The sequence below is a fragment of the Nitratireductor alexandrii genome, from assembly GCF_004000215.1.
Classification (GTDB): Bacteria; Pseudomonadota; Alphaproteobacteria; order Rhizobiales; family Rhizobiaceae; genus Mangrovimarina; species Mangrovimarina alexandrii.
This window is the reverse complement of the sequence record NZ_RBVY01000004.1, coordinates 332,597-350,747: the sequence shown is the minus strand read 5'-3', so window position 1 is coordinate 350,747 and position 18,151 is coordinate 332,597. Positions and strand designations below refer to the sequence as shown.

Genomic DNA, 18,151 nt, shown 5'->3' with positions numbered 1-18,151 from the left:
ATAGCGCGGCGGGTTGACGCGGCGGCGAGGAGCCATTAGCGGCCAAGGCTTGTGACCGGACCGCGCGCTGATGGCAGACATACTCGGCCTCGTTCTTCCCTTCTTCGGCCTGATCTTCCTCGGCTATTTCGTCGCCCGCGTCGTAAGCCAGCCACTCGACGCGCTCGGCTGGATGAACATTTTCATCATCTATGTCGCGCTGCCGGCTCTGTTCTTCCAGCTTTTGAGCCGCACGCCGATCGAAAAACTCACCGAGTGGAGCTTCATCTTCGCGGCGGTGTTTTCCACCTATGTCGTGTTCGCGCTGATGTTCGTGGTGTCGGTGATCGTGTCGCGCGGCGAGATCGCGGCAAGCACGGTCAAGGGCCTGGCCGCCGCCTACGGCAATATCGGCTATATGGGGCCGGGCATCGCGCTGCTGGCCTTCGGCGAGCAGGCGGCTGTTCCCGTCGCGCTGATCTTCTGTTTCGAAAACATCATGCATTTCGCCATCACGCCGATGATGATGGCGCTTGCCGGCGACGATCGTCGCCGTCCCGGCGCGGTGGCGCTCGATGTCGTGCGCCGGATCGCGCTGCATCCCTTCATCATCGCCACGGCGGTCGGGGTGGCGGCGGCGGCACTCTCCTTCGCGCCGCCGGCGCCGGTGGCGCGGTTGCTGGAGATGCTGGCGCGCGCGGCCGCGCCTTGCGCGCTGTTTGCCATGGGCGTCACGCTCGCCCTGCGACCGCTGAAACGGGTGCCGCGCGAGCTCGCCCCGATCGCCGTCCTGAAACTCGTCCTGCACCCGCTGGTGTGCTACCTGGTCTTGAGCGCCGTCGGCGATTTCGACCCGGTCTGGGTGTGGACGGCGGTGCTGCTTGCCGGCCTGCCGACGGCCACCAACGTGTTCGTCATCGCCCAGCAATACGGGGTCTGGGTCGAGCGGGCCTCGGCCAGCGTCTTGATCACCACCATCCTGTCCGTCGCCACCGTGACCGGGCTTCTTTATCTGGTCAAATCCGGCCTGCTGCCGCCGGACCTGTTTCCGGGCGGCTGAAAGAGCCGCGAAAAGCCGCTGCCCGGCTCCATGCCCTCGCGCATGAAGAAGGCGCGCAGCGGCGCGATCGCCGACAGCAGGCCGAGGCCGGCCGTGCGTGCGATCTGGGCGGGCAGGAACGCCGACAGCAACGAGGCGTTGAGCGCGTTGACCGCCGCCGTGCGCGCGGCGATGTCGGGCCGGCGCCGGGCCGAATAGCGCGCCAGCGCCTGGCGGGAACCGGGATCGCCGGCGTGCGCGCCGGCCACCGCGATCAGGTCGCGCACGTCGCGAATGCCCAGATTGAGCCCCTGGGCGCCGATCGGCGGAAACACATGTGCGGCTTCGCCCACCAGCGCGATGCGGTTGTCGGCGAAGCGCGCGGGCAGGGCGGCCGAGAGCGGGTAGACCTGGCGGCCCGGCTCGACGGTGACGCGGCCGAGCATCGACTGCATCTTGTCCTCGATCAGGGCGGCAATCTCGGCGTCGGGAAGCGCCGAGAGCCGCTCAGCTTCTTGCGGGCGTACCACCCATACCAGGCTCGAGCGGCGGCCGGGCAGGGGAACCTGGGTGAAGGGCCCGGTTTCGGTGTGGAACTCGGTCGACGTGAACGCATGGTCGCGGCCGTGGGCAAAATTCAGCACCAGCGCGGCCTGTTGATAGCGATGCCGCAGAGCGCGGATACCGGCCGCCTGGCGCGCCGCGGAATTGCGGCCGTCGGCGGCGACGGCAAGCCGGGCTTCGAGGCTGGCGCCATTGTCGAGCAGGGCGGTGATGGTGTCCGGCCCGGGGCGCCACGTGTCGACCAGCGCGTCGATCCAATCAATGCCGTCCTCGGCCGCGACCGCCGCCGTCAATTCGAGGTTGAGCACGGTGTTGGGGATGTTGTAGCCGAACGCCTCCTCGCCGATCTCGGAGGCGCGGAAGGTGACGGGACGACCTCGCACCAGGCGCCCGGTGGCGTCGACAATGCGCATCGTCTTCAGCGGCGCCGCGTCCTCGCGCAGCCGCTCGCCGGCGCCCAGCCCGCCGAGAAAGTCCAGCGACGGCACCATCAGCGCGGTCGTGCGCCGGTCGTCCTCGCGCGCAGGCGGTCCCACGAGCTGCACGCCGAAGCCGGCCCGCGCCAGCGCCAGCGCGGCGATCAGCCCGACCGGACCGGTGCCGGCGACGAGGATCGGTGTCGAGCTTTGCCTGTCCATGGCCGGGACTCCTTGGTTTCCGCCGCGTCGGCGCCGCGGCGACGGCATGCGTCTGGTGCGACGTCGACCCATCCTATATGGCAGAGCCGCGCCTGCGATCAATCGGACCGAATGCCCCAGGGAGCGCTGTTTTGCCGGACCGCACCGACGATTTCTCCCATCTCGACGGCGCCGGCCGCGCCGTCGCGGCGCTGGCCGGCCGGCCGAGGGCGGCCGTCTATGCCGCGCTGGTGCTGCTGATCGCCACCTCCTGGGCCGTGCTCGGCATGATGGCGATCGAACTGGCGCGGGTCTCCGCGCCGGATGCGGTCGGTCCGGGGGCGGCTTTGCTGGGCTGGCTGCCGCGCGTCGAGTGGCCAGCCGGTCTTGCCTGGTTCGTGCAATTATGCGCCCAGCCAGTGGAGGCGGGCGCCGGGCGGGCGGGACGGTTTTTCGCGCTGGCGGCGATGTGGTTTTTGATGTCGCTCGCGATGATGCTGCCGTCGGCCGCGCCGATGATGCGCACCTATTGCGAGATCGCCGACACGGCACGCGCGGGGACGAAGCCGGTGGTCCATCCCATCGTGTTGCTTGCCGGCTATCTCGCCGTTTGGCTGGTGGCCTGCCTGGCGTTCGCGGGCTTGACCGCAATCGTGTCGTTCCTGTCGCCGCAGGCCGGGCTCGCGCCCGCGCGCGGTGCCGCCGGGGCCGGCGCGCTGGCGATCGCGGGATTTTACCAGTTCTCCGGCCTCAAGGATGCCTGTCTCACCCGTTGCCGCGATCCCTTCTCCACGCTGTTTGCGCGTTGGAGCGACCGGCCGGCAGCGATCTTTCGCCTCGGCCTCGCCCAGGGCGTGTGGTGCCTCGGCTGCTGCTGGGCGCTGATGCTGGTGATGTTTGCCGTCGGCATCATGAACCCGTTCTGGATGGCGTTGCTGGCGGTTTTCGCGCTTGTTGAAAAACAGGCGACAGGCCGGAAATTCCAGCATGTTTCGGGTGCGATACTGCTTGTCTGGGCGGGAGCCCTGCTTGTAGTGTCGATGGAAAGCGGAGTATGACGGCAAGGCCGATGGCGGATCGAAGCTGGACCTTGAAAGGCGAACTGGTGCTGTCGTGCAACTGCACGGTGTTTTGTCCGTGCGTGCTGTCGCTCGGCTATCATCCGCCGACGGAAGGCTATTGCCAGACCTGGGCCGGTTTCCGAATCGACGCCGGCCATTTCGGCGATGTCGACCTGTCGGGTCTCAATCTCGGCCTGGTGATGGAGATTCCCGGCTATATGAGCCGCGGCAACTGGACGGCGGGGCTGTTCGTCGACGAGCGCGCCTCGATCTACGCGCAAAAGGCGTTCGGCAAGATCTTTTCCGGCAAAGCCGGTGGCACGACGGCGCTGCTGTCGATCCTGGTCGGCAATTTCCTCGGTATTGAGCGCGCGCCGATCAGCTACGCCATCGAGAACAAGACGCGCCTCTTCCAGATTCCCGACATTATCGACGGGGCGGTCACGCCGATCCGCGGCAAGGATCGCGACACCGACACCGTCATCTCCAATTCCGAATATTGGATCGCGCCCGAGATCACCGTCGCCCGCTCGGACAAGAGCCGTATGCGCGCCTTTGGCCGCAACTGGAATTTCGTCGGCCGCTCGGCCGAAGTGTGCAAGCTCGATTGGCGCGGCCCGTGAAGAAAAAGAAGATTACCTGGCCGCAAGCGCGTGCCTTTTCCGTCCACCTGTTGACGGCGTCGGGCTCGTTCTTGGCCTTCTTGTCGCTGGTGGCGGCCAGCGAGCAGCGCTGGACGGCCATGTTCTGGTGGCTCGGCCTGGCGCTTTTGGTCGACGGCATTGACGGGCCGATCGCCCGCAAGCTTCAGGTCAAGGAGATCTTGCCGACCTGGTCCGGCGACATGCTCGACAACATCATCGACTATGTCACCTACGTGCTGATCCCGGCCTTCGCGCTTTACCAGCGCGGTTTCATGGGCGAGGGCCTGTCCTTCCTGTCGGCGGCAATCATCGTGGTTTCGAGCGCGATTTATTACGCCGATACCGGCATCAAGACCAAGGAGAACTTCTTCAAGGGATTTCCGGTGGTCTGGAACATGATCGTGTTCACGCTGTTCGTGACCGAGCCGGGCGAATGGGTTTCCTTCGCGGTCGTGGTGATTTCCGGCGTCCTGACCTTCGTGCCGATGAATTTCCTTCACCCCGTGCGGGTGAAGCGGCTGCGGCAGATCAATCTGCCGGTGTTCCTGGCCTGGTGTTTTTTCGGCGCCGTGGCGCTTCTGCAGGCCATGCAGGCCCAGTTCTGGGTCCAGGCCGGCATCGCGGCCACCGGCATCTATCTGTTCTTCGTCGGCGGCGTCATGCAGCTTTTTCCAAAACTCGGCGCAAGGGAAATCGAAAATGCCTAAAGCGATCGTGGTCCACGCCCATGGCGGGCCGGAGGTCTTGTCCTACGAGGATGTTGCCGCGGCCGAACCCGGCAAGGGCGAGGTGCGGGTGCGCAACCATGCCGTGGGCCTGAACTTCATCGACGTTTATTTTCGCACCGGGCTTTATCCCGCACCGAACGGTCTGCCGTTCACGCCGGGCAACGAGGGGGCGGGCGAAGTCGTCGCCGTCGGCGCGGGCGTGGAGGATTTGCGGCCGGGCGACCGGGTTGCCTATGCCGGTACGCTGGGCGCCTATGCCGAGGAGCGCCTGATCGCGGCCGACCGGCTGGTCAGGACGCCGGAGGCGATCTCCGACGAGCAGGCGGCTGCGATGATGCTGAAGGGCATGACGGCGGAATATCTGTTGTGCCGGACCTTCAAGGTGAAGCCGGGCGACACCATTCTTTATCACGCCGCGGCAGGCGGCGTCGGCCTGATCGTCGGCCAGTGGGCCAAGCATCTGGGCGCGACGGTGATCGGCACGGCGAGCACGCCGGAAAAGATCGCGCTGGCGCGCGCGCACGGCTACGACCACGTCATCGACTATACCAGGGAGGATTTCGTCGAGCGGGTGAGGGAAATCACCGGCGGGCGCATGTGCGACGTGGTCTATGATTCGGTCGGCAAGGACACGTTTCCCGCCTCGCTCGATTGCCTGCGGCCGATGGGCATGTTCGTCAGTTTCGGCCAGTCGTCGGGCCCGATTCCCCCGTTTAACCTCGCGATACTTTCACAAAAGGGATCATTGTTTGCGACCCGGCCGACCTTGTTCACCTACGTCGCCGAGCGCGCGAACCTTGAATCGGCGGCAGCCAACCTGTTTTCGGTCGTGGCCAGCGGTGCGGTAAAAATCGAGATCAATCAACGCTATGCCCTGGAAGACGCGGCCAAGGCGCATGCCGACCTTGAAGGTCGCAAGACGACGGGCACAAGTATTCTGCTGCCGTGATTTTGGATTGCGCTTGAATTGTTGAAGCACTTTCAAGGCGCAAAACACTTTGCGTGAGGCGAAAGGCGCGCCTACGATCGAAGCCGGGAACAAAAGAACACATTAAGGGGAATTCTTGTGACGGGTGATCACGCTCGGCTGGGCGAAGCCCTTCTCGACGTCCGCGGTCTCACCAAGATATTCGGGACCCTGCGCGCTTGCGACGGCGTCGACCTGACGATCTCGAAAGGTGAAATCCACGCGCTTCTCGGCGAAAACGGTGCCGGCAAATCGACGCTGGTGAAAATGCTGTTCGGCTCGCTGGAACCGAATGCGGGCGAGATCCTGTGGCGGGGAAAGCCGGTGCGCATCACCAGCCCGAACGCCGCGCGCCAACTCGGCATCGGCATGGTCTTCCAGCATTTTTCGCTGTTCGAGGCGCTGACGGCGGCCGAAAACATCGCTCTGTCGCTGGCCTCCGACACGCCGATTTCCACCATCGCGGCCAAGGCCCAGGCGCTGTCGCACAGCTATGGTCTGCCGCTCGATCCCTATGCGCTGGTGGGCGATCTGTCTGTGGGCGAGCGCCAGCGCATCGAAATCATTCGCTGCCTGCTGCAGACGCCGGACCTGATCATCCTCGACGAGCCGACCTCGGTGCTGACGCCGCAGGAGGCCGACCGGCTGTTCGAGACCCTGGAGCGGCTGCGCGGCGAGGGCAAGTCGATCCTCTATATCTCCCACCGTCTGGAGGAAGTGAAACGCATGTGCGACCGCGCCACCGTGCTGCGGCACGGCAAGGTGGTCGGCCATTGCGATCCGCAACAGGAGACGGCCGCCTCGCTGGCGCGGATGATGGTGGGCTCGGAGGTTCACGAGATCGTCCGCGAGCCGGCCAAGGGCGCCGAAGCGGCCGCCGTCCTGCTTGAGGTCGACCATCTCGACCGGGCGCCGGCGACACCGTTTTCGATCCCGTTGCGCGACGTCTCGCTGTCGGTGCGGGCGGGTGAGGTGATCGGCATCGCCGGCGTGGCCGGCAACGGCCAGGGCGAGTTCTTCGAGGCGATCTCCGGCGAGGCGACCCAGGCGCGCGCTGACACGGTGAGCATCCGCGGCGAAAATGTCGGCCTGATGGGCATCTCCGGGCGCAGGCTGACGGGGGCCGCTTTCGTGCCCGAGGAGCGACTCGGCCACGGCGCGGCGCCGGCGATGACCTTGTCGGAAAACCTGCTTCTGTCCCGGCACGCCACCGACGACAAAGCCTTTCTGGGCAGCGCCGGCACGGTGCTGACCGGTGCGCTGGCGACGGCGGCGCGGCGCATCAACGAGATGATGGACGTGCGCAAGAGCGCCGAGGACCCGGCCGCTTCGGCGCTGTCGGGCGGCAACCTGCAAAAATTCATCATCGGGCGCGAGCTCGACCGCAAGCCGGCGGTGATGATCGTCAACCAGCCGACCTGGGGTGTGGATGCGGGGGCGGCGGCGCATATCCGCCAGGCCTTGATCGAATTGGCGCGGGCCGGTTCGGCGGTGCTGGTCATCAGCCAGGATCTCGATGAGCTGTTCGAGATTTCCGATGCGATCGCGGTCATGCATAACGGCGAATTGTCCAAGCCGATCCCGATCGCGGACGCGACGTTCGAAAAGATCGGCCTTTTGATGGGTGGCGCGGAGCCCGGTCACGTGCCGCACGAGCAGCGGATGGAGGTGGCGTGATGCGGGTCGAACTCGTCAAGCGACCGCAGCAATCGGTGCTGTTTTCGGCGCTGTCGCCGTTCATCGCCTTCGCCTTGATGGTGATCGCAGGCGCGATCATCTTCCTGGCGCTCGGCAAGAACCCGGTCACCGGGCTTTATGCCTATTTCGTCCAGCCGCTCACCGAGATCTGGTCGCTGCATGAACTGGCCATCAAGGCGGCGCCGCTGATCCTGATCGCGGTCGGGCTGTGCGTGTGCTTTTTGTCCAACAACTGGAACATCGGCGCGGAAGGCCAGTTCACCATCGGCGCGATCACCGGCGCGGCGCTGCCGCTCTATTTTCCCGACATGCACAACGTGGCCGTGCTGCCGCTGATGCTGGCGTTCGGCGCCGCCGGCGGCGCGCTCTACGCCGCGATCCCGGCCCTGTTGAAGGCGCGTTTCAACACCAACGAGATCCTGACCTCGCTGATGCTGGTCTATGTCGCCCAGCTCGTCCTGGACTGGCTGGTCAGGGGTCCCTGGCGCGATCCGGCCGCGATGAGCTTTCCCCAGGCGCCGGCCTTCCATTCCTGGGCGGTGCTGCCCGAATTGCTGCCGGCCTCGGGCCGCGCCAATTGGGGGATCGTGTTCGCGCTCGTTGCCGCGTTCGCGGTCTGGTTCATGCTGGCGCGCACACTGAAGGGGTTCGAGGTCAAGGTGGTCGGCCAGAGCCCGCGCGCCGGGGCCTTCGGCGGGTTCTCGACCGCCCGCACCATTGTCTTCGCCTTTCTGGTGTCGGGCGCGCTCGCCGGTCTCGCCGGCATCACCGAGGTCTCCGGGGCGATCGGCCGTCTGCAGCCGCAAATATCGCCCGGCTACGGTTTTGCCGCGATCATCGTCGCCTTTCTGGGACGGTTGAACCCGCTTGGCATCGTCGCGGCCGGGTTCGTGCTGGCCTTGTCTTATCTCGGCGGCGAGGCGGCGCAGATCGAAATCGGCGTGACCGACAAGACGGTGCGCGCCTTCCAGGGCATGTTGTTGTTCTTCGTGCTCGCCTGCGACACGCTGATCCACTATCGGGTCCGCCTCGTTCGCCCCGCGCCGGCGACGGCCGCAAAACCGCTCGCTACGGAGGCCGCTCATGGGCATCACTGAAGCCATTTTGCTGACGATCGCCACGGCGGCCACGCCGCTGCTATTGGCTGCGATCGGTGAACTCGTCGTGGAGCGCTCTGGCGTCCTCAACCTGGGGGTGGAGGGCATGATGCTGATGGGGGCGGTCGCCGGCTTCGGCATGGCGCTCACCACCGGCCAGCCTTGGCTGGGCATCCTGGCCGGGGCGCTCGCCGGCACGCTGTTTTCGCTGCTGTTCGGCTTTCTGGCGCTCACCCTGGTCACCAACCAGGTGGCGACCGGGCTGGCCCTGACCCTGCTGGGCATCGGCCTGTCGGGCATGATCGGCGAGGCCTTTGTCGGCCAGCCGGGCGTGAAGCTCGGCGCGCTCGACATTCCGGTTCTGTCGGATCTGCCGCTGGTCGGCCGGCTCCTGTTCGGCCAGGATCCGATGTTCTACATCTCGCTGCTTCTGACCGGCGGGGTGATGTGGTTCCTGTTCCGCACCCGCGCCGGACTGACCCTGCGCTCGGTCGGCGACAGCCATTCCTCCGCGCACGCGCTCGGCATCAAGGTGGTGGCGATCCGCTATCTGGCGGTCATGTTCGGCGGCGCCTGCGCGGGGCTCGCCGGGGCGCAGCTTTCGCTGGTCTATACAACGCAATGGATCGAGAACATGACCGCCGGACGCGGCTGGATCGCACTGGCGCTGGTGGTGTTCGCCTCCTGGCGACCGTGGCGGGTGCTTGCCGGCGCCTATCTGTTCGGCGCCATAACCATCGCCCAGCTCCATATTCAGGCGACCAATCTGAGCGACCTGGCCTCCTGGCCGGCCCCGCTCTACTGGCTGGCCGAACTGGTCAAGTCGATCCCGTCGCAGTTTTTGTCCGCGTTGCCCTATCTGGCCACGGTGGTCGTGCTCGTCCTAATCTCGCGCAACAGGCGATTGACGATGATGAACACACCGGCTTCATTGGGCAGACCCTTCGTGCCGGACCGCTGACACCCGAAAACGGCAACTAGGCGGAAACGTCCTCCAGAGGACTCAACAGAGAGGTATCCAGTGATGAGAAGAGTACTGCTTGCACTGACGGCTTCGGCGGCGATGCTCGTCGCCACCGGCGCCATGGCCCAGGACAAGACCAAGGCCTGTTTCATCTATGTCGGTCCGATCGGCGATTTCGGTTGGTCGTATCAGCATCATCAGGGCGTGCTCGAGATGCAGGAGAATCTCGGCGGCGAGGACAAGGTCGAGATCGCCTATCTGGAAAGCGTGCCGGAGGGCGCCGATGCCGAACGCGCCATCGAGCGTTTCGCGCGGTCCGGCTGCGACATCGTCTTCACCACCTCGTTCGGCTACATGGACGCCACCAACAAGGTGGCGGCCAAGTTTCCGGACGTGAAGTTCGAGCACGCCACGGGCTTCAAGCGCGAGCATCCCAATGTCGCGACCTACAATTCCAAGTTCCACGAGGGTCGCTACGTCCAGGGCGTGATCGCCGCCAGCCTGTCCAAGGAAGGTGTGGCCGGTTACATCGCCTCCTTCCCGATCCCGGAAGTGGTGATGGGCATCAACGCCTTCGTGCTCGGCGCGCAGTCGGTCAATCCCGACTTCAAGGTCAAGGTGGTGTGGGCCAATACCTGGTTCGATCCGGGCAAGGAGGCCGACGCGGCCAAGGTACTGATCGACCAGGGTGTCGACATCATCACCCAGCACACCGATTCCACCGCGCCGATGCAGGTCGCCGCAGAGCGCGGCATCAAGGCCTTCGGTCAGGCGTCGGACATGATCAAGTTCGGCCCCGAGACGCAGCTGACCTCGATCATCGACGACTGGGCGCCCTATTACATCGAGCGCGTCAAGGCGGTGATGGACGGCACCTGGGAGCAGCACGACGTCTGGCACGGCATGGCCGAGGGCCATGTCGTCATGGCTCCCTACGCCAACATGCCCGATGAGGTGAAAAAGGCGGCCGAGGAGACCGAGGCCAAGATCAAATCCGGCGAATTCGACCCGTTCACCGGGCCGATCATGAAGCAGGACGGCAGCGAATGGCTGAAGGAGGGCGAAGTTGCCGAGGAAGGCGTGCTTCTGGGCATGAATTTCTACGTCAAGGGCGTTGACGACAAGCTGCCGCAGTAAGATCGGCCTTGCCGACGCATTCGAAAGGGGCGCCCGCAGGGTGCCCCTTTTTCGTTCGACCGACATATGGCTCCTGAGACGCGGCTGTCGGGAACGCCGTGACAGGCGGGCGGCCCGGTGCAATGCAAGGGCGCGCCCCGTGTTCGGGACGGGGCTGGATTTGCCGCCTGCGCTGACGTACCAATTTTGCATGAGGCTGGTGGCGACCTGGATCCTGGCGTTGATGTTCGCGGTGGCGACCGTGCCGCCGCATGGCCCGGTTTCGGCGACCGGCATCGGCGATGACGGCGTCGCGGCCGAGACCGCGGGGCTGGACTGTTGTGACGCCGCAAGCGGCGATACGATCGATGCCGCCGGTCATTGCGCACTCGACTGCAAGGGGCTTTTCGACGCCACCGGCGCGGTGGCGCCGGTGCGGGGGGACAGATTTCTGCCTGGGCGCGGCGCTGACGTGCCTCGCCAACTGGCACGGCGGCGCGATCGACCTCCGATCTGAATGGACCGCAACGACGTCCGAGCGGCGTCAGGTTCATCATCGATCGAGGTTGTTTCATGTTTTCAAGACGCAGTTTCCTGCTCGGCGCGTGCGCCGGCCTGTTCGTTCCGGTTTCGTCCGCTTGGGGGCATCCGAACGCAAACAAGATATCGCTGGAGCCGCGGTTCGCGCCGCAAACGGTTTCCTTCTCCGGTTACGCGCCCGGCACGATCGTGGTCGATCCGCGCAATTATTATCTCTACCTGCAACTGCCCGGCGGGCGCGCGCGCCGCTATGGCGTCGGTGTCGGCCGGGCCGGACTCGCCTTTCGCGGCGAAGCGACGGTCGGGCGCAAGGCGGAATGGCCCCGCTGGACCCCGACCAAGAACATGATCCGCCGCGAACCGGGCAAATATGCGCGTTTCGCCGGTGGGGTGCCGGGCGGACCCGGCAATCCGCTCGGCGCGCGGGCGCTTTATCTCTATCGCGGCCAGCGCGACACGCTTTATCGCATCCACGGCACCAACCAGCCCGGCTCGATCGGCCGTTCGGTGTCGAACGGCTGCATCCGCATGATCAACGCGCACGTGATTGATCTCTATCAGCGCGTGCCGGTCGGCGCGCGGGTGGTGGTGCGGTAAGGTCGGGTCACGCGCCGGACGGCCCGATCTCGGGGCGCCGGCGCGGGACGAGATCTGTGGCCGCAGTCGGTTTCGCCGCGATCAGTCCGCCGCCGAAAAATGCGCCATCTGGTCGGCATGCGCCCTGACAAAGGCCGGGCGCGTCGTGGCGCGCGCGACATAGGCGCGGCAGGCCGGATGGTTTTCCAGCCTGTCGAACCGGTCGACGAGGCGCAGCACGTCGGCCATGGCGATGTCGGCGACGGAAAAATCTCCGGCCAGCCATTCGCGAGCCGCCAGGACCGGCTCCACGTGCTGGAGGCGCGATTCGAGAAATTCGTCCAGCCGTTTCCAGCCCGGCGTGTCGCCGGTCAAGCCGGAAAATACGAATATCGACCAGGGCAGGCTCGCCGCCTCGACGGAATTGAGCGCGGCGAACAGCCATTTTATCGCTTCGTTGCGACCGTGCGGGTCGGTCGGCAACACTCTCTCGCTGCGCATGCCCAGGTGATGCAGGATCGCGCCGCTCTCGAAGATCGACAGATCTCCGTCGGTCAGCCACGGCACCTGGCCGAAGGGCTGGTGGTCAAAATGCGCGGGCTTGCGCTCGCGAAACGGCGTGCTGTCGACGCGATAGGGCAGGCCAGCTTCCTCCAAAGCCCAGCGCAAGCGCAGGTCGCGTACATATCCGCGCGGCGTTTCGGGAACCCAATCGAAGGTGGTCAGGACCAGGTCGGCCATTCGGCAACTCCATTCTCGGGCGTGGGAGGCGACGCCGCAAACGGCGCCGTCATGGCGGGGCGGGCCGGTTTCCGGTCCGATGACGACGCTGGCCGGCGCCGGTTTCGCGTTTTCAATGCCGCGTCGGATACTCTGCGCCGCCTGGTCCGCGTCTTTGTCGCTTCCGCGCGGCGTTGCGATTGCGGCGGCGACGAAGCCCGGTCGACGGTTTGATATGAGTTGATATCAACGTGTAAGCGACCGTGTGTCAACCGGTCCCGTCGTTGAAACCTTCGATGCGCGGCCCGTGGCGGTCAAGGGGCAGGCGGGCGCGCCTCAAGTCCTTCCCGTCTCACGAGGACCGGCTCTAGCCGCGCGTGCGCGATTTTTGTGGATCGTGAAGGGGCAGGGCAATGACCGTCGCGCTGGCCTCCACCCCGTCGCCGCGAAGAGTAAGCCTCCCGCCTGTGGCAATGTCGGGCGTGACATGGGCGAGCGCGAGCGACTGGCCGAGACGGCGCGACCAGCAGGGGCTGTTGACGACGCCGACCGGGCGCTCGTCCTGATAGAGTTGTGCGCCGCCCGGTGCGGCCTCGGCCATGTCGACGCGCAGGCCGACATTGCGAAGCGCCTCTCTGCCTTCGGCCGCAAACAGGGCGGATCGGCCGCGAAAAGCCGGTTTCTTGCGGCTGACGGTAAAGCCCAGGCCGACCTCCCATGGGGTGTGGGTGTCGTTCATGTCGTAGCCGTAAAACAGCAATCCGGCCTCGATCCGCAAAATGTCGAGCGCGCTGAAGGAACACGGCATCGCGCCGGCCGCCGCCAGCCCGTCCCAGACCGCGCCGGCATCGGCTTCGTCGACGAACAGCTCGTAACCGCGCTCGCCGGAATAGCCGGTGCGCGAAATGCGGATGGAGCATCCGAACAGCTCGCAGGCGCGGTGATGGAAATAAGCCAAGGAGGCGATGTCGTCGGCCCCGGCCGCTTGCAGCAGCGTTGCCGAAAGCGGTCCCTGCACCGAGATGTTGTGCAGCGCGTCGGTGAAGACGGCCGTCACGTCGCGCCCTTTCGCGGAGGCGTCCAGCAGCGCCGACGTGTCGCCAGAGCCGTGCACGATCATCCACTCGTCCTCGCCGAGATTGTAGACGATCGCGTCGTCGGCCATCGTGCCCTTTTCCGTCAGCACCGACAGATAGGCTGCCTGGCCCGGCGCCAACCTGGTCAGGTCGCGTGTCGTCAGGTGATTGAGGCTCGCCATCGCGTCGGGGCCGCGCACCAAAATCTTCTTCAGCGGCGACATGTCGAACATGCCGACCTTTTCGCGCACCGCGTCGTGCTCGTCGTTGGGATCGGTCGCGTAACTCCACGCGGTGCCCATGCCGTTCCAGTCCTCCAGACCGGAGCCGAGCGCTCTGTGGCGGTCGGCGAGGGCGGAGGTGCGGCTCAGGGGATCGGTCATTGCGGGTCACTCCTCAATACCAGGCATCGGGCATTTCAGCCTTGCGGCGTGTGACGAAATCGGCCAGCGCTTCGGCGGCGCCGGGATCCATGGGCGGGGCCTCGTAGGCGGCGAGCATGTCTTTCCAGCGCCGGTTCGCGCGCTGCGCCAGGTCCGGTCGTCCGGCCTCGACCCAGGTTTCGTAAGGCCCGGCTTCGGGAATATCGGGCTGGTGGTTGGCGGTTCGGAAGTGGCGCAGCGTGTGGCTTGTCGACAGAAAATTCTGTCCGGGCCCGGTCTCGCGATAGGCGTCGCGCCCCATCGCCTCGGCGTCGGTGGCAAAGCCCCGGATCAGCCGCAGCATCGCGCCGCACTGATCGAGATCCATCACGAACTTTTCGTAGGACATGGTCAGCCCGCCCTCGAGCCAGCCCGCCGCATGCCAGACCATGTTGGCGCCGGAGAGCACGGTGGCCCACATCGCGCTGGCGCTGTCGGCCATGGCCTGGCCGTCGGGTGCGTTGGCGGCCGTGATCTGGCCGCCGCCCGAGCGCACCGGCACGCCGAGGCGGCGGCCGAGCTGGCCGAGGGCCAGCGTGGCGAGGCCGGCTTCCGGGCTGCCGAAGGTCAGCGCGCCGGACTTCAGGTTCATCGTCGAGTGAAAACTGCCGAGAACGCACGAGCAGCCGGGGCGCACAAGCTGGGCGAGCGCGATGCCCGCCATGCCTTCCGCAAGCGTCTGGGCAGCCACCGCCGCCGGGCTGACAGGCCCCATGGCGCCGCCGAAAATCGCCGGCGACACCGCCACGCTCTGGCCGGCTGCCGCATAGGCGCGCAGCGCCCCGGACATGGTATCGTCAAAGACCAGCGGCGAATTGACGTTGATATTGGCCTGGATGACGGCGTTCTGCGCCATGAACTCCGCGCCGAACGCGATTCTGGCCATGGCGATGGAATCGGCGGCCCTTTCGGGCGCGGTGACACTGCCCATGAACGGCTTGGTCGAAAGCGTCAGATGCGCCGCGACCATGTCGAGGTGACGCTTGTTGACCGGAATGTCCGTCGGTTCGCAGACCGTGCCGCCGGAATGGTGCAGATAAGGCGACATGAAGGTCAGTCTGACGAAGTTGCGAAAGTCTTCGAGCTCGGCGTAACGGCGTCCGCGGTCGAGGTCGCTGACGAATGGCGAGCCGTAGCCGGGCATGAACACCAGATGGTCGCCGCCCAGCACCAGGCTGTTTTTCGGGTCGCGCCCGGTGAGAGTGAAGATGCGCGGCGCCGTGGCGCACAGGGCGCGCGTGTGGCCGGGATCGAAACGCACCCGGGCATCGTTCACCGTGGCGCCGGCCCGGCGAAACAGCGTCAGCGCCTCCTCGTCGCCGCGAAACTCGATGCCGATTTCCGACAGGATCCAGTCCGCCTGTTCCTCGATGGCGGCAAGCGCGTCGTCGTCGAGCAACGCGTAGGCCGGAATGCGCCGCAGCGCGGCACCGCATTCCAACACGGCCTCGCCGCCGTTTCTTGGTTGCCGCCGGGTGCGGCGGTCGGCCCGCGGTGCGGCGTGGGGAGTGGCGATCGCGTCTGCTGCCATGGTGTTTGCGCCCTGATCGGTCGGGCTGCAGAGTTGACCGCAACGTGCCGTCGCGCAAACCAGTTCTTTTCACCGACCGTCTAATGAAGTTAAACTCGTTCCATGCGGTTCAGGCACTACGACGCGCTGCGCACCTTCGTCACGGTGGCGATCGAAGGCTCTTTTACATCCGCTGCCGCCGATCTGGGTCTGACCAAGGGCGCGGTCAGCCATCAATTGCGCACGCTGGAAGATCAGCTCGGGTTTAAAGTCTTTGAACGTATGCCGCGTGGCGTCATGCTCACGGAAAAGGGGGAGGCGTTGTTCGACGTGGCGCGCGTGGCCTTCGGCGCCATCGACCGGCAGATAGATGGCCTGCGCGCCGACGGACGTCGCTCGGTGACGCTCGGCCTGTCGACCTATCTGGCGTCGCGATGGCTGTCGTCCAGGCTGATGGATTTCCTGCACACCCATCCGGCGATCCGCCTGCGTCTCCAGCCGACGATCGACCTCCACCATCTCCAGCGCGACGGGATCGACATTGCCATTCGCTGGGGCAGGGGGGAATGGACCGACATGGCCAGCGAGCGCCTGTTTTCGTGTCCCGCCTTCCCGGCGGTGGCGCCAAAGGTTCTGGACGCGCTCGGCGCCGACGAGCCGGCGCGCGTGCTGACGCGGTTGCCGCTTCTGCACGACCGCGACGACAGCCGCGCCTGGCGGGACTGGTTTGCGGTTGCCGGGCTTTCGCTTGACGACAGGGCGACGACGTTGACGATACGCGATCCGAACGTGCGTGTTCAGGCCGTCATCGACGGCCAGGGCATCGCCCTGTTCGATCGCTTCGTCGAGGCCGAATTGGCCGCGGGACTGTTGCAGCGCCTGTCGCCGCACATGCTCGAGGAGTACGGATATTATCTGGCTTTTCCGCCCGGCAGCCTCGCCAATCCGGATGTCGCCTCATTGGCCGGCTGGTTGCGGGAGGCCGCCAAACAGGGTTCGCCGACCTGAGCCGAACCGGCGTTCCGGCCCGCGGCCGGCGGTTCGGAAGGGAGGAACCGACGTCCCGCCGCTGCTCCGGGAAGAGAACCCCGATCGTATGTGCTAGGCCGCAGTGCCCGGTCGGGACGCGATGAAGCGCTCCAGCTTGCCCAGCGTCTGCAGGCCAAGTTCGATGGCGCCGAAGCCTTTTGCTTGCTGAAATTCCGCCTCGGTGGAGAACACCATGCCGAGGGTCACCGCGGTCGCCCCGTCCTGGTCTTCGAACGCGACCCAGGCGTCGGCGTGTTTCGGCCCGTTCTCGCCCCACAACAGTGTGTAGCCGATCCTTTCCTCCGGTCGCACCTCGCCATAACGATGATGGTTGGGAAAAACCGTTCCATCCGGCGCGATCATGTCAAAAACCCAGTCGCCGCCGGTTCGCAGATCGATCCTCCGCGTGCGGCAGGAAAACCCGTCCGGACCCCACCATTGCGGCAGCGCATCGGGGTGCATCCAGCTGTTCCAGACGACGGCTCGCGGCGCCTCGATCGTGCGCTGCAGCACCATGGTGCGCCCGGCCACGCCGTCGAGATTGGCAAGGGCCGCATCGAAACCCTGCCGGTACCCCGCTTCGATATCCTCTGCGAGGGCGGAAAGCTGCACGGTCACGACCACACGGCTGCCCTCGTCGGTGCCGGAAAAATCGGCCGTCACCAAAGCCACCGATTGCGTCACGCCGCGTGAGGAGATCACCTCGTAGTTCACGCTGCGCACCGCCGGCTCCAGATCCAGCCAGCCGCATTCACAGCGTATGTCGGGCTCGCCCGCGACCTTGCACAGCGAAACTTCGCGTCCGCCCACCCGGGTGTCGGCTTCCAGGAATTCCACGGTGACGGCGGACGTGGGGGCGGCCCGGATCGCCCGCGCCGCCGGGGCCGTCCAGGCCTGCCACAGCACGGACAAGGGCGCGGCCACGTCCCGCTCGAAAGTGAGTGTCGCGAAGCGGCCCGGCAGGGGATCGCGCGCTGGGATCATGCTGTGAGGGTTCGGTTTCGATGTCATTGCGTACGGTCCTTCATTGCCTTGATCGCAAATGCCTCCAGCCGGTCGAGCCGGGCTTCCCACATGGCCCGCTGCTGGTCGAGCCAGGAGCGAACCGGGTCGAGCGCTTCCGGCACGATGGCGCAGGTGCGTATCCGCCCGTCCTTGGCGGTGGTGATCAGTCCGGCCTCCTCGAGCACCGAAATGTGCCGCATCACCGTGGGCAGGCGCAGGCCCGTGGGCTCGGACAAATCCGTGACCCGGGCGGGCCCTTCGGCCAGTCGGGTCAGGATCGATCGACGGGTCGGATCGCTCAGCGCATGGAAGAGCAGCGAGAGTTCCTGATGATGCTTAGCCATGATGCTAACTATCATCGATTGCTTCGGCGCACAACGAACACTTTGTCGATTAGCTAAGTTTTTTCATGGCGACGGGCTGGAACCTCGCTGCCGGCCGTGGTGCAGGCCGGCCAACCGGGCAGAGGCCCTGGGCTCACCGGCTCTCGTGGAGCGCCTGCCAGCGTCCGGGTGTCATGCCGAACGCCCGCAGGAAGTGCCGCGTCATGTGGCTCTGGTCGCTGAACCCGGCGCCAAGCGCCGCATCGGCCAGGCTTTCGCCCGCAAGGATCCGCCGTTTCGCCACATCGAGCCGCCGCATCAGACCATAGCGCATCGGGCTTATGCCGTAGCACCGGCGGAACTGCCGCGCGATCGCAAAGCGGCTGAGACCGTATGTGGCCTCAAGTTCCGACATCGAGACGGCGCGGCGGGGCGTGTCGTCGAGTTGCGCCTTGATGCGACGCAGCGTCTCGTGG

Annotated in this window: 19 protein-coding genes; 12 read left to right on the top strand and 7 right to left on the bottom strand. The window is 66.1% G+C overall.

The window, feature by feature from the left end:
• Nucleotides 1-70: 70 nt before the first annotated feature.
• The gene (locus tag EP380_RS11240; RefSeq protein WP_106569309.1) at nucleotides 71-1,039 is read left to right on the top strand and encodes an AEC family transporter; all 969 of its coding nucleotides are present in this window, start codon (nucleotides 71-73) and stop codon (nucleotides 1,037-1,039) included.
• Here EP380_RS11240 and EP380_RS11235 read toward each other — a convergent pair.
• On the bottom strand, nucleotides 988-2,220 hold the full coding sequence (locus EP380_RS11235; protein WP_127598669.1) for a UbiH/UbiF family hydroxylase: 1,233 nt from the start codon (nucleotides 2,218-2,220) through the stop codon (nucleotides 988-990). The genes EP380_RS11240 and EP380_RS11235 overlap by 52 nt on opposite strands.
• 131 nt (nucleotides 2,221-2,351) lie before the next feature.
• Between EP380_RS11235 and EP380_RS11230 the strand changes: the two genes are divergently transcribed.
• The 10 genes from EP380_RS11230 (at nucleotide 2,352) to EP380_RS11185 (ending at nucleotide 11,611) form a co-directional block, all read left to right on the top strand.
• Nucleotides 2,352-3,257 (top strand): DUF2182 domain-containing protein, encoded by a 906-nt coding sequence (locus EP380_RS11230; RefSeq protein ID WP_238719829.1) that lies wholly within the window; start codon nucleotides 2,352-2,354, stop codon nucleotides 3,255-3,257.
• Between the two features lie 11 nt (nucleotides 3,258-3,268).
• Nucleotides 3,269-3,883 (top strand): DUF1326 domain-containing protein, encoded by a 615-nt coding sequence (locus EP380_RS11225; protein ID WP_127598822.1) that lies wholly within the window; start codon nucleotides 3,269-3,271, stop codon nucleotides 3,881-3,883.
• On the top strand, nucleotides 3,880-4,611 hold the full coding sequence (gene pcsA / locus EP380_RS11220) for a phosphatidylcholine synthase (protein WP_164749831.1): 732 nt from the start codon (nucleotides 3,880-3,882) through the stop codon (nucleotides 4,609-4,611). Before EP380_RS11225 ends, pcsA begins: the two co-directional genes overlap by 4 nt.
• Entirely contained in the window at nucleotides 4,604-5,581 is a 978-nt protein-coding gene (locus EP380_RS11215; protein WP_127598665.1) for a quinone oxidoreductase family protein, read from the top strand. Before pcsA ends, EP380_RS11215 begins: the two co-directional genes overlap by 8 nt.
• Before the next feature lie 117 nt (nucleotides 5,582-5,698).
• On the top strand, nucleotides 5,699-7,276 hold the full coding sequence (locus EP380_RS11210; protein WP_164749830.1) for an ABC transporter ATP-binding protein: 1,578 nt from the start codon (nucleotides 5,699-5,701) through the stop codon (nucleotides 7,274-7,276).
• Complete coding sequence (locus EP380_RS11205; RefSeq protein WP_106569313.1) at nucleotides 7,276-8,394, top strand: ABC transporter permease; 1,119 nt, start codon at nucleotides 7,276-7,278, stop codon at nucleotides 8,392-8,394. Before EP380_RS11210 ends, EP380_RS11205 begins: the two co-directional genes overlap by 1 nt.
• Entirely contained in the window at nucleotides 8,381-9,355 is a 975-nt protein-coding gene (locus EP380_RS11200) for an ABC transporter permease (RefSeq protein WP_127598663.1), read from the top strand. Before EP380_RS11205 ends, EP380_RS11200 begins: the two co-directional genes overlap by 14 nt.
• 63 nt (nucleotides 9,356-9,418) lie before the next feature.
• Nucleotides 9,419-10,495 (top strand): BMP family ABC transporter substrate-binding protein, encoded by a 1,077-nt coding sequence (locus EP380_RS11195; RefSeq protein ID WP_106569931.1) that lies wholly within the window; start codon nucleotides 9,419-9,421, stop codon nucleotides 10,493-10,495.
• A 199-nt stretch (nucleotides 10,496-10,694) separates the two neighbouring features.
• Nucleotides 10,695-10,991, top strand: a complete 297-nt coding sequence (locus EP380_RS11190; RefSeq protein ID WP_127598661.1) for a hypothetical protein — start codon at nucleotides 10,695-10,697, stop codon at nucleotides 10,989-10,991.
• Nucleotides 10,992-11,047: 56 nt separating this feature from the next.
• On the top strand, nucleotides 11,048-11,611 hold the full coding sequence (locus tag EP380_RS11185; RefSeq protein WP_127598659.1) for a L,D-transpeptidase: 564 nt from the start codon (nucleotides 11,048-11,050) through the stop codon (nucleotides 11,609-11,611).
• Between the two features lie 81 nt (nucleotides 11,612-11,692).
• Here the strand turns inward: EP380_RS11185 and EP380_RS11180 are convergent, their stop codons facing one another.
• The 3 genes from EP380_RS11180 to EP380_RS11170 all read right to left on the bottom strand — a co-directional run bounded on the left by EP380_RS11180 (nucleotide 11,693) and on the right by EP380_RS11170 (nucleotide 15,339).
• Complete coding sequence (locus EP380_RS11180) at nucleotides 11,693-12,331, bottom strand: glutathione S-transferase family protein (RefSeq protein ID WP_127598657.1); 639 nt, start codon at nucleotides 12,329-12,331, stop codon at nucleotides 11,693-11,695.
• A 346-nt stretch (nucleotides 12,332-12,677) separates the two neighbouring features.
• Nucleotides 12,678-13,769 carry an aminomethyl transferase family protein gene (locus tag EP380_RS11175; RefSeq protein ID WP_127598655.1) on the bottom strand — a complete coding sequence of 364 codons (1,092 nt, stop codon included), beginning with the start codon at nucleotides 13,767-13,769 and terminating at the stop codon, nucleotides 12,678-12,680.
• A 13-nt stretch (nucleotides 13,770-13,782) separates the two neighbouring features.
• Complete coding sequence (locus EP380_RS11170; protein WP_127598653.1) at nucleotides 13,783-15,339, bottom strand: trimethylamine methyltransferase family protein; 1,557 nt, start codon at nucleotides 15,337-15,339, stop codon at nucleotides 13,783-13,785.
• Nucleotides 15,340-15,441: 102 nt separating this feature from the next.
• On the opposite strand from EP380_RS11170, the gene EP380_RS11165 reads away from it, so the two are divergent.
• On the top strand, nucleotides 15,442-16,326 hold the full coding sequence (locus tag EP380_RS11165; RefSeq protein ID WP_127598651.1) for a LysR substrate-binding domain-containing protein: 885 nt from the start codon (nucleotides 15,442-15,444) through the stop codon (nucleotides 16,324-16,326).
• 93 nt (nucleotides 16,327-16,419) lie between these two features.
• Here the strand turns inward: EP380_RS11165 and EP380_RS11160 are convergent, their stop codons facing one another.
• The 3 genes from EP380_RS11160 to EP380_RS24090 all read right to left on the bottom strand — a co-directional run bounded on the left by EP380_RS11160 (nucleotide 16,420) and on the right by EP380_RS24090 (nucleotide 18,090).
• Nucleotides 16,420-17,358, bottom strand: a complete 939-nt coding sequence (locus tag EP380_RS11160; protein WP_127598649.1) for an SRPBCC family protein — start codon at nucleotides 17,356-17,358, stop codon at nucleotides 16,420-16,422.
• Nucleotides 17,355-17,696 (bottom strand): ArsR/SmtB family transcription factor, encoded by a 342-nt coding sequence (locus EP380_RS11155; RefSeq protein WP_199190387.1) that lies wholly within the window; start codon nucleotides 17,694-17,696, stop codon nucleotides 17,355-17,357. The genes EP380_RS11160 and EP380_RS11155 overlap by 4 nt, the downstream gene beginning before the upstream one ends.
• A 133-nt stretch (nucleotides 17,697-17,829) precedes the next feature.
• A complete protein-coding gene (locus EP380_RS24090) occupies nucleotides 17,830-18,090 on the bottom strand; it encodes a helix-turn-helix domain-containing protein (RefSeq protein WP_476739142.1) in 261 nt (86 codons plus the stop codon).
• Nucleotides 18,091-18,151 lie beyond the last annotated feature (61 nt).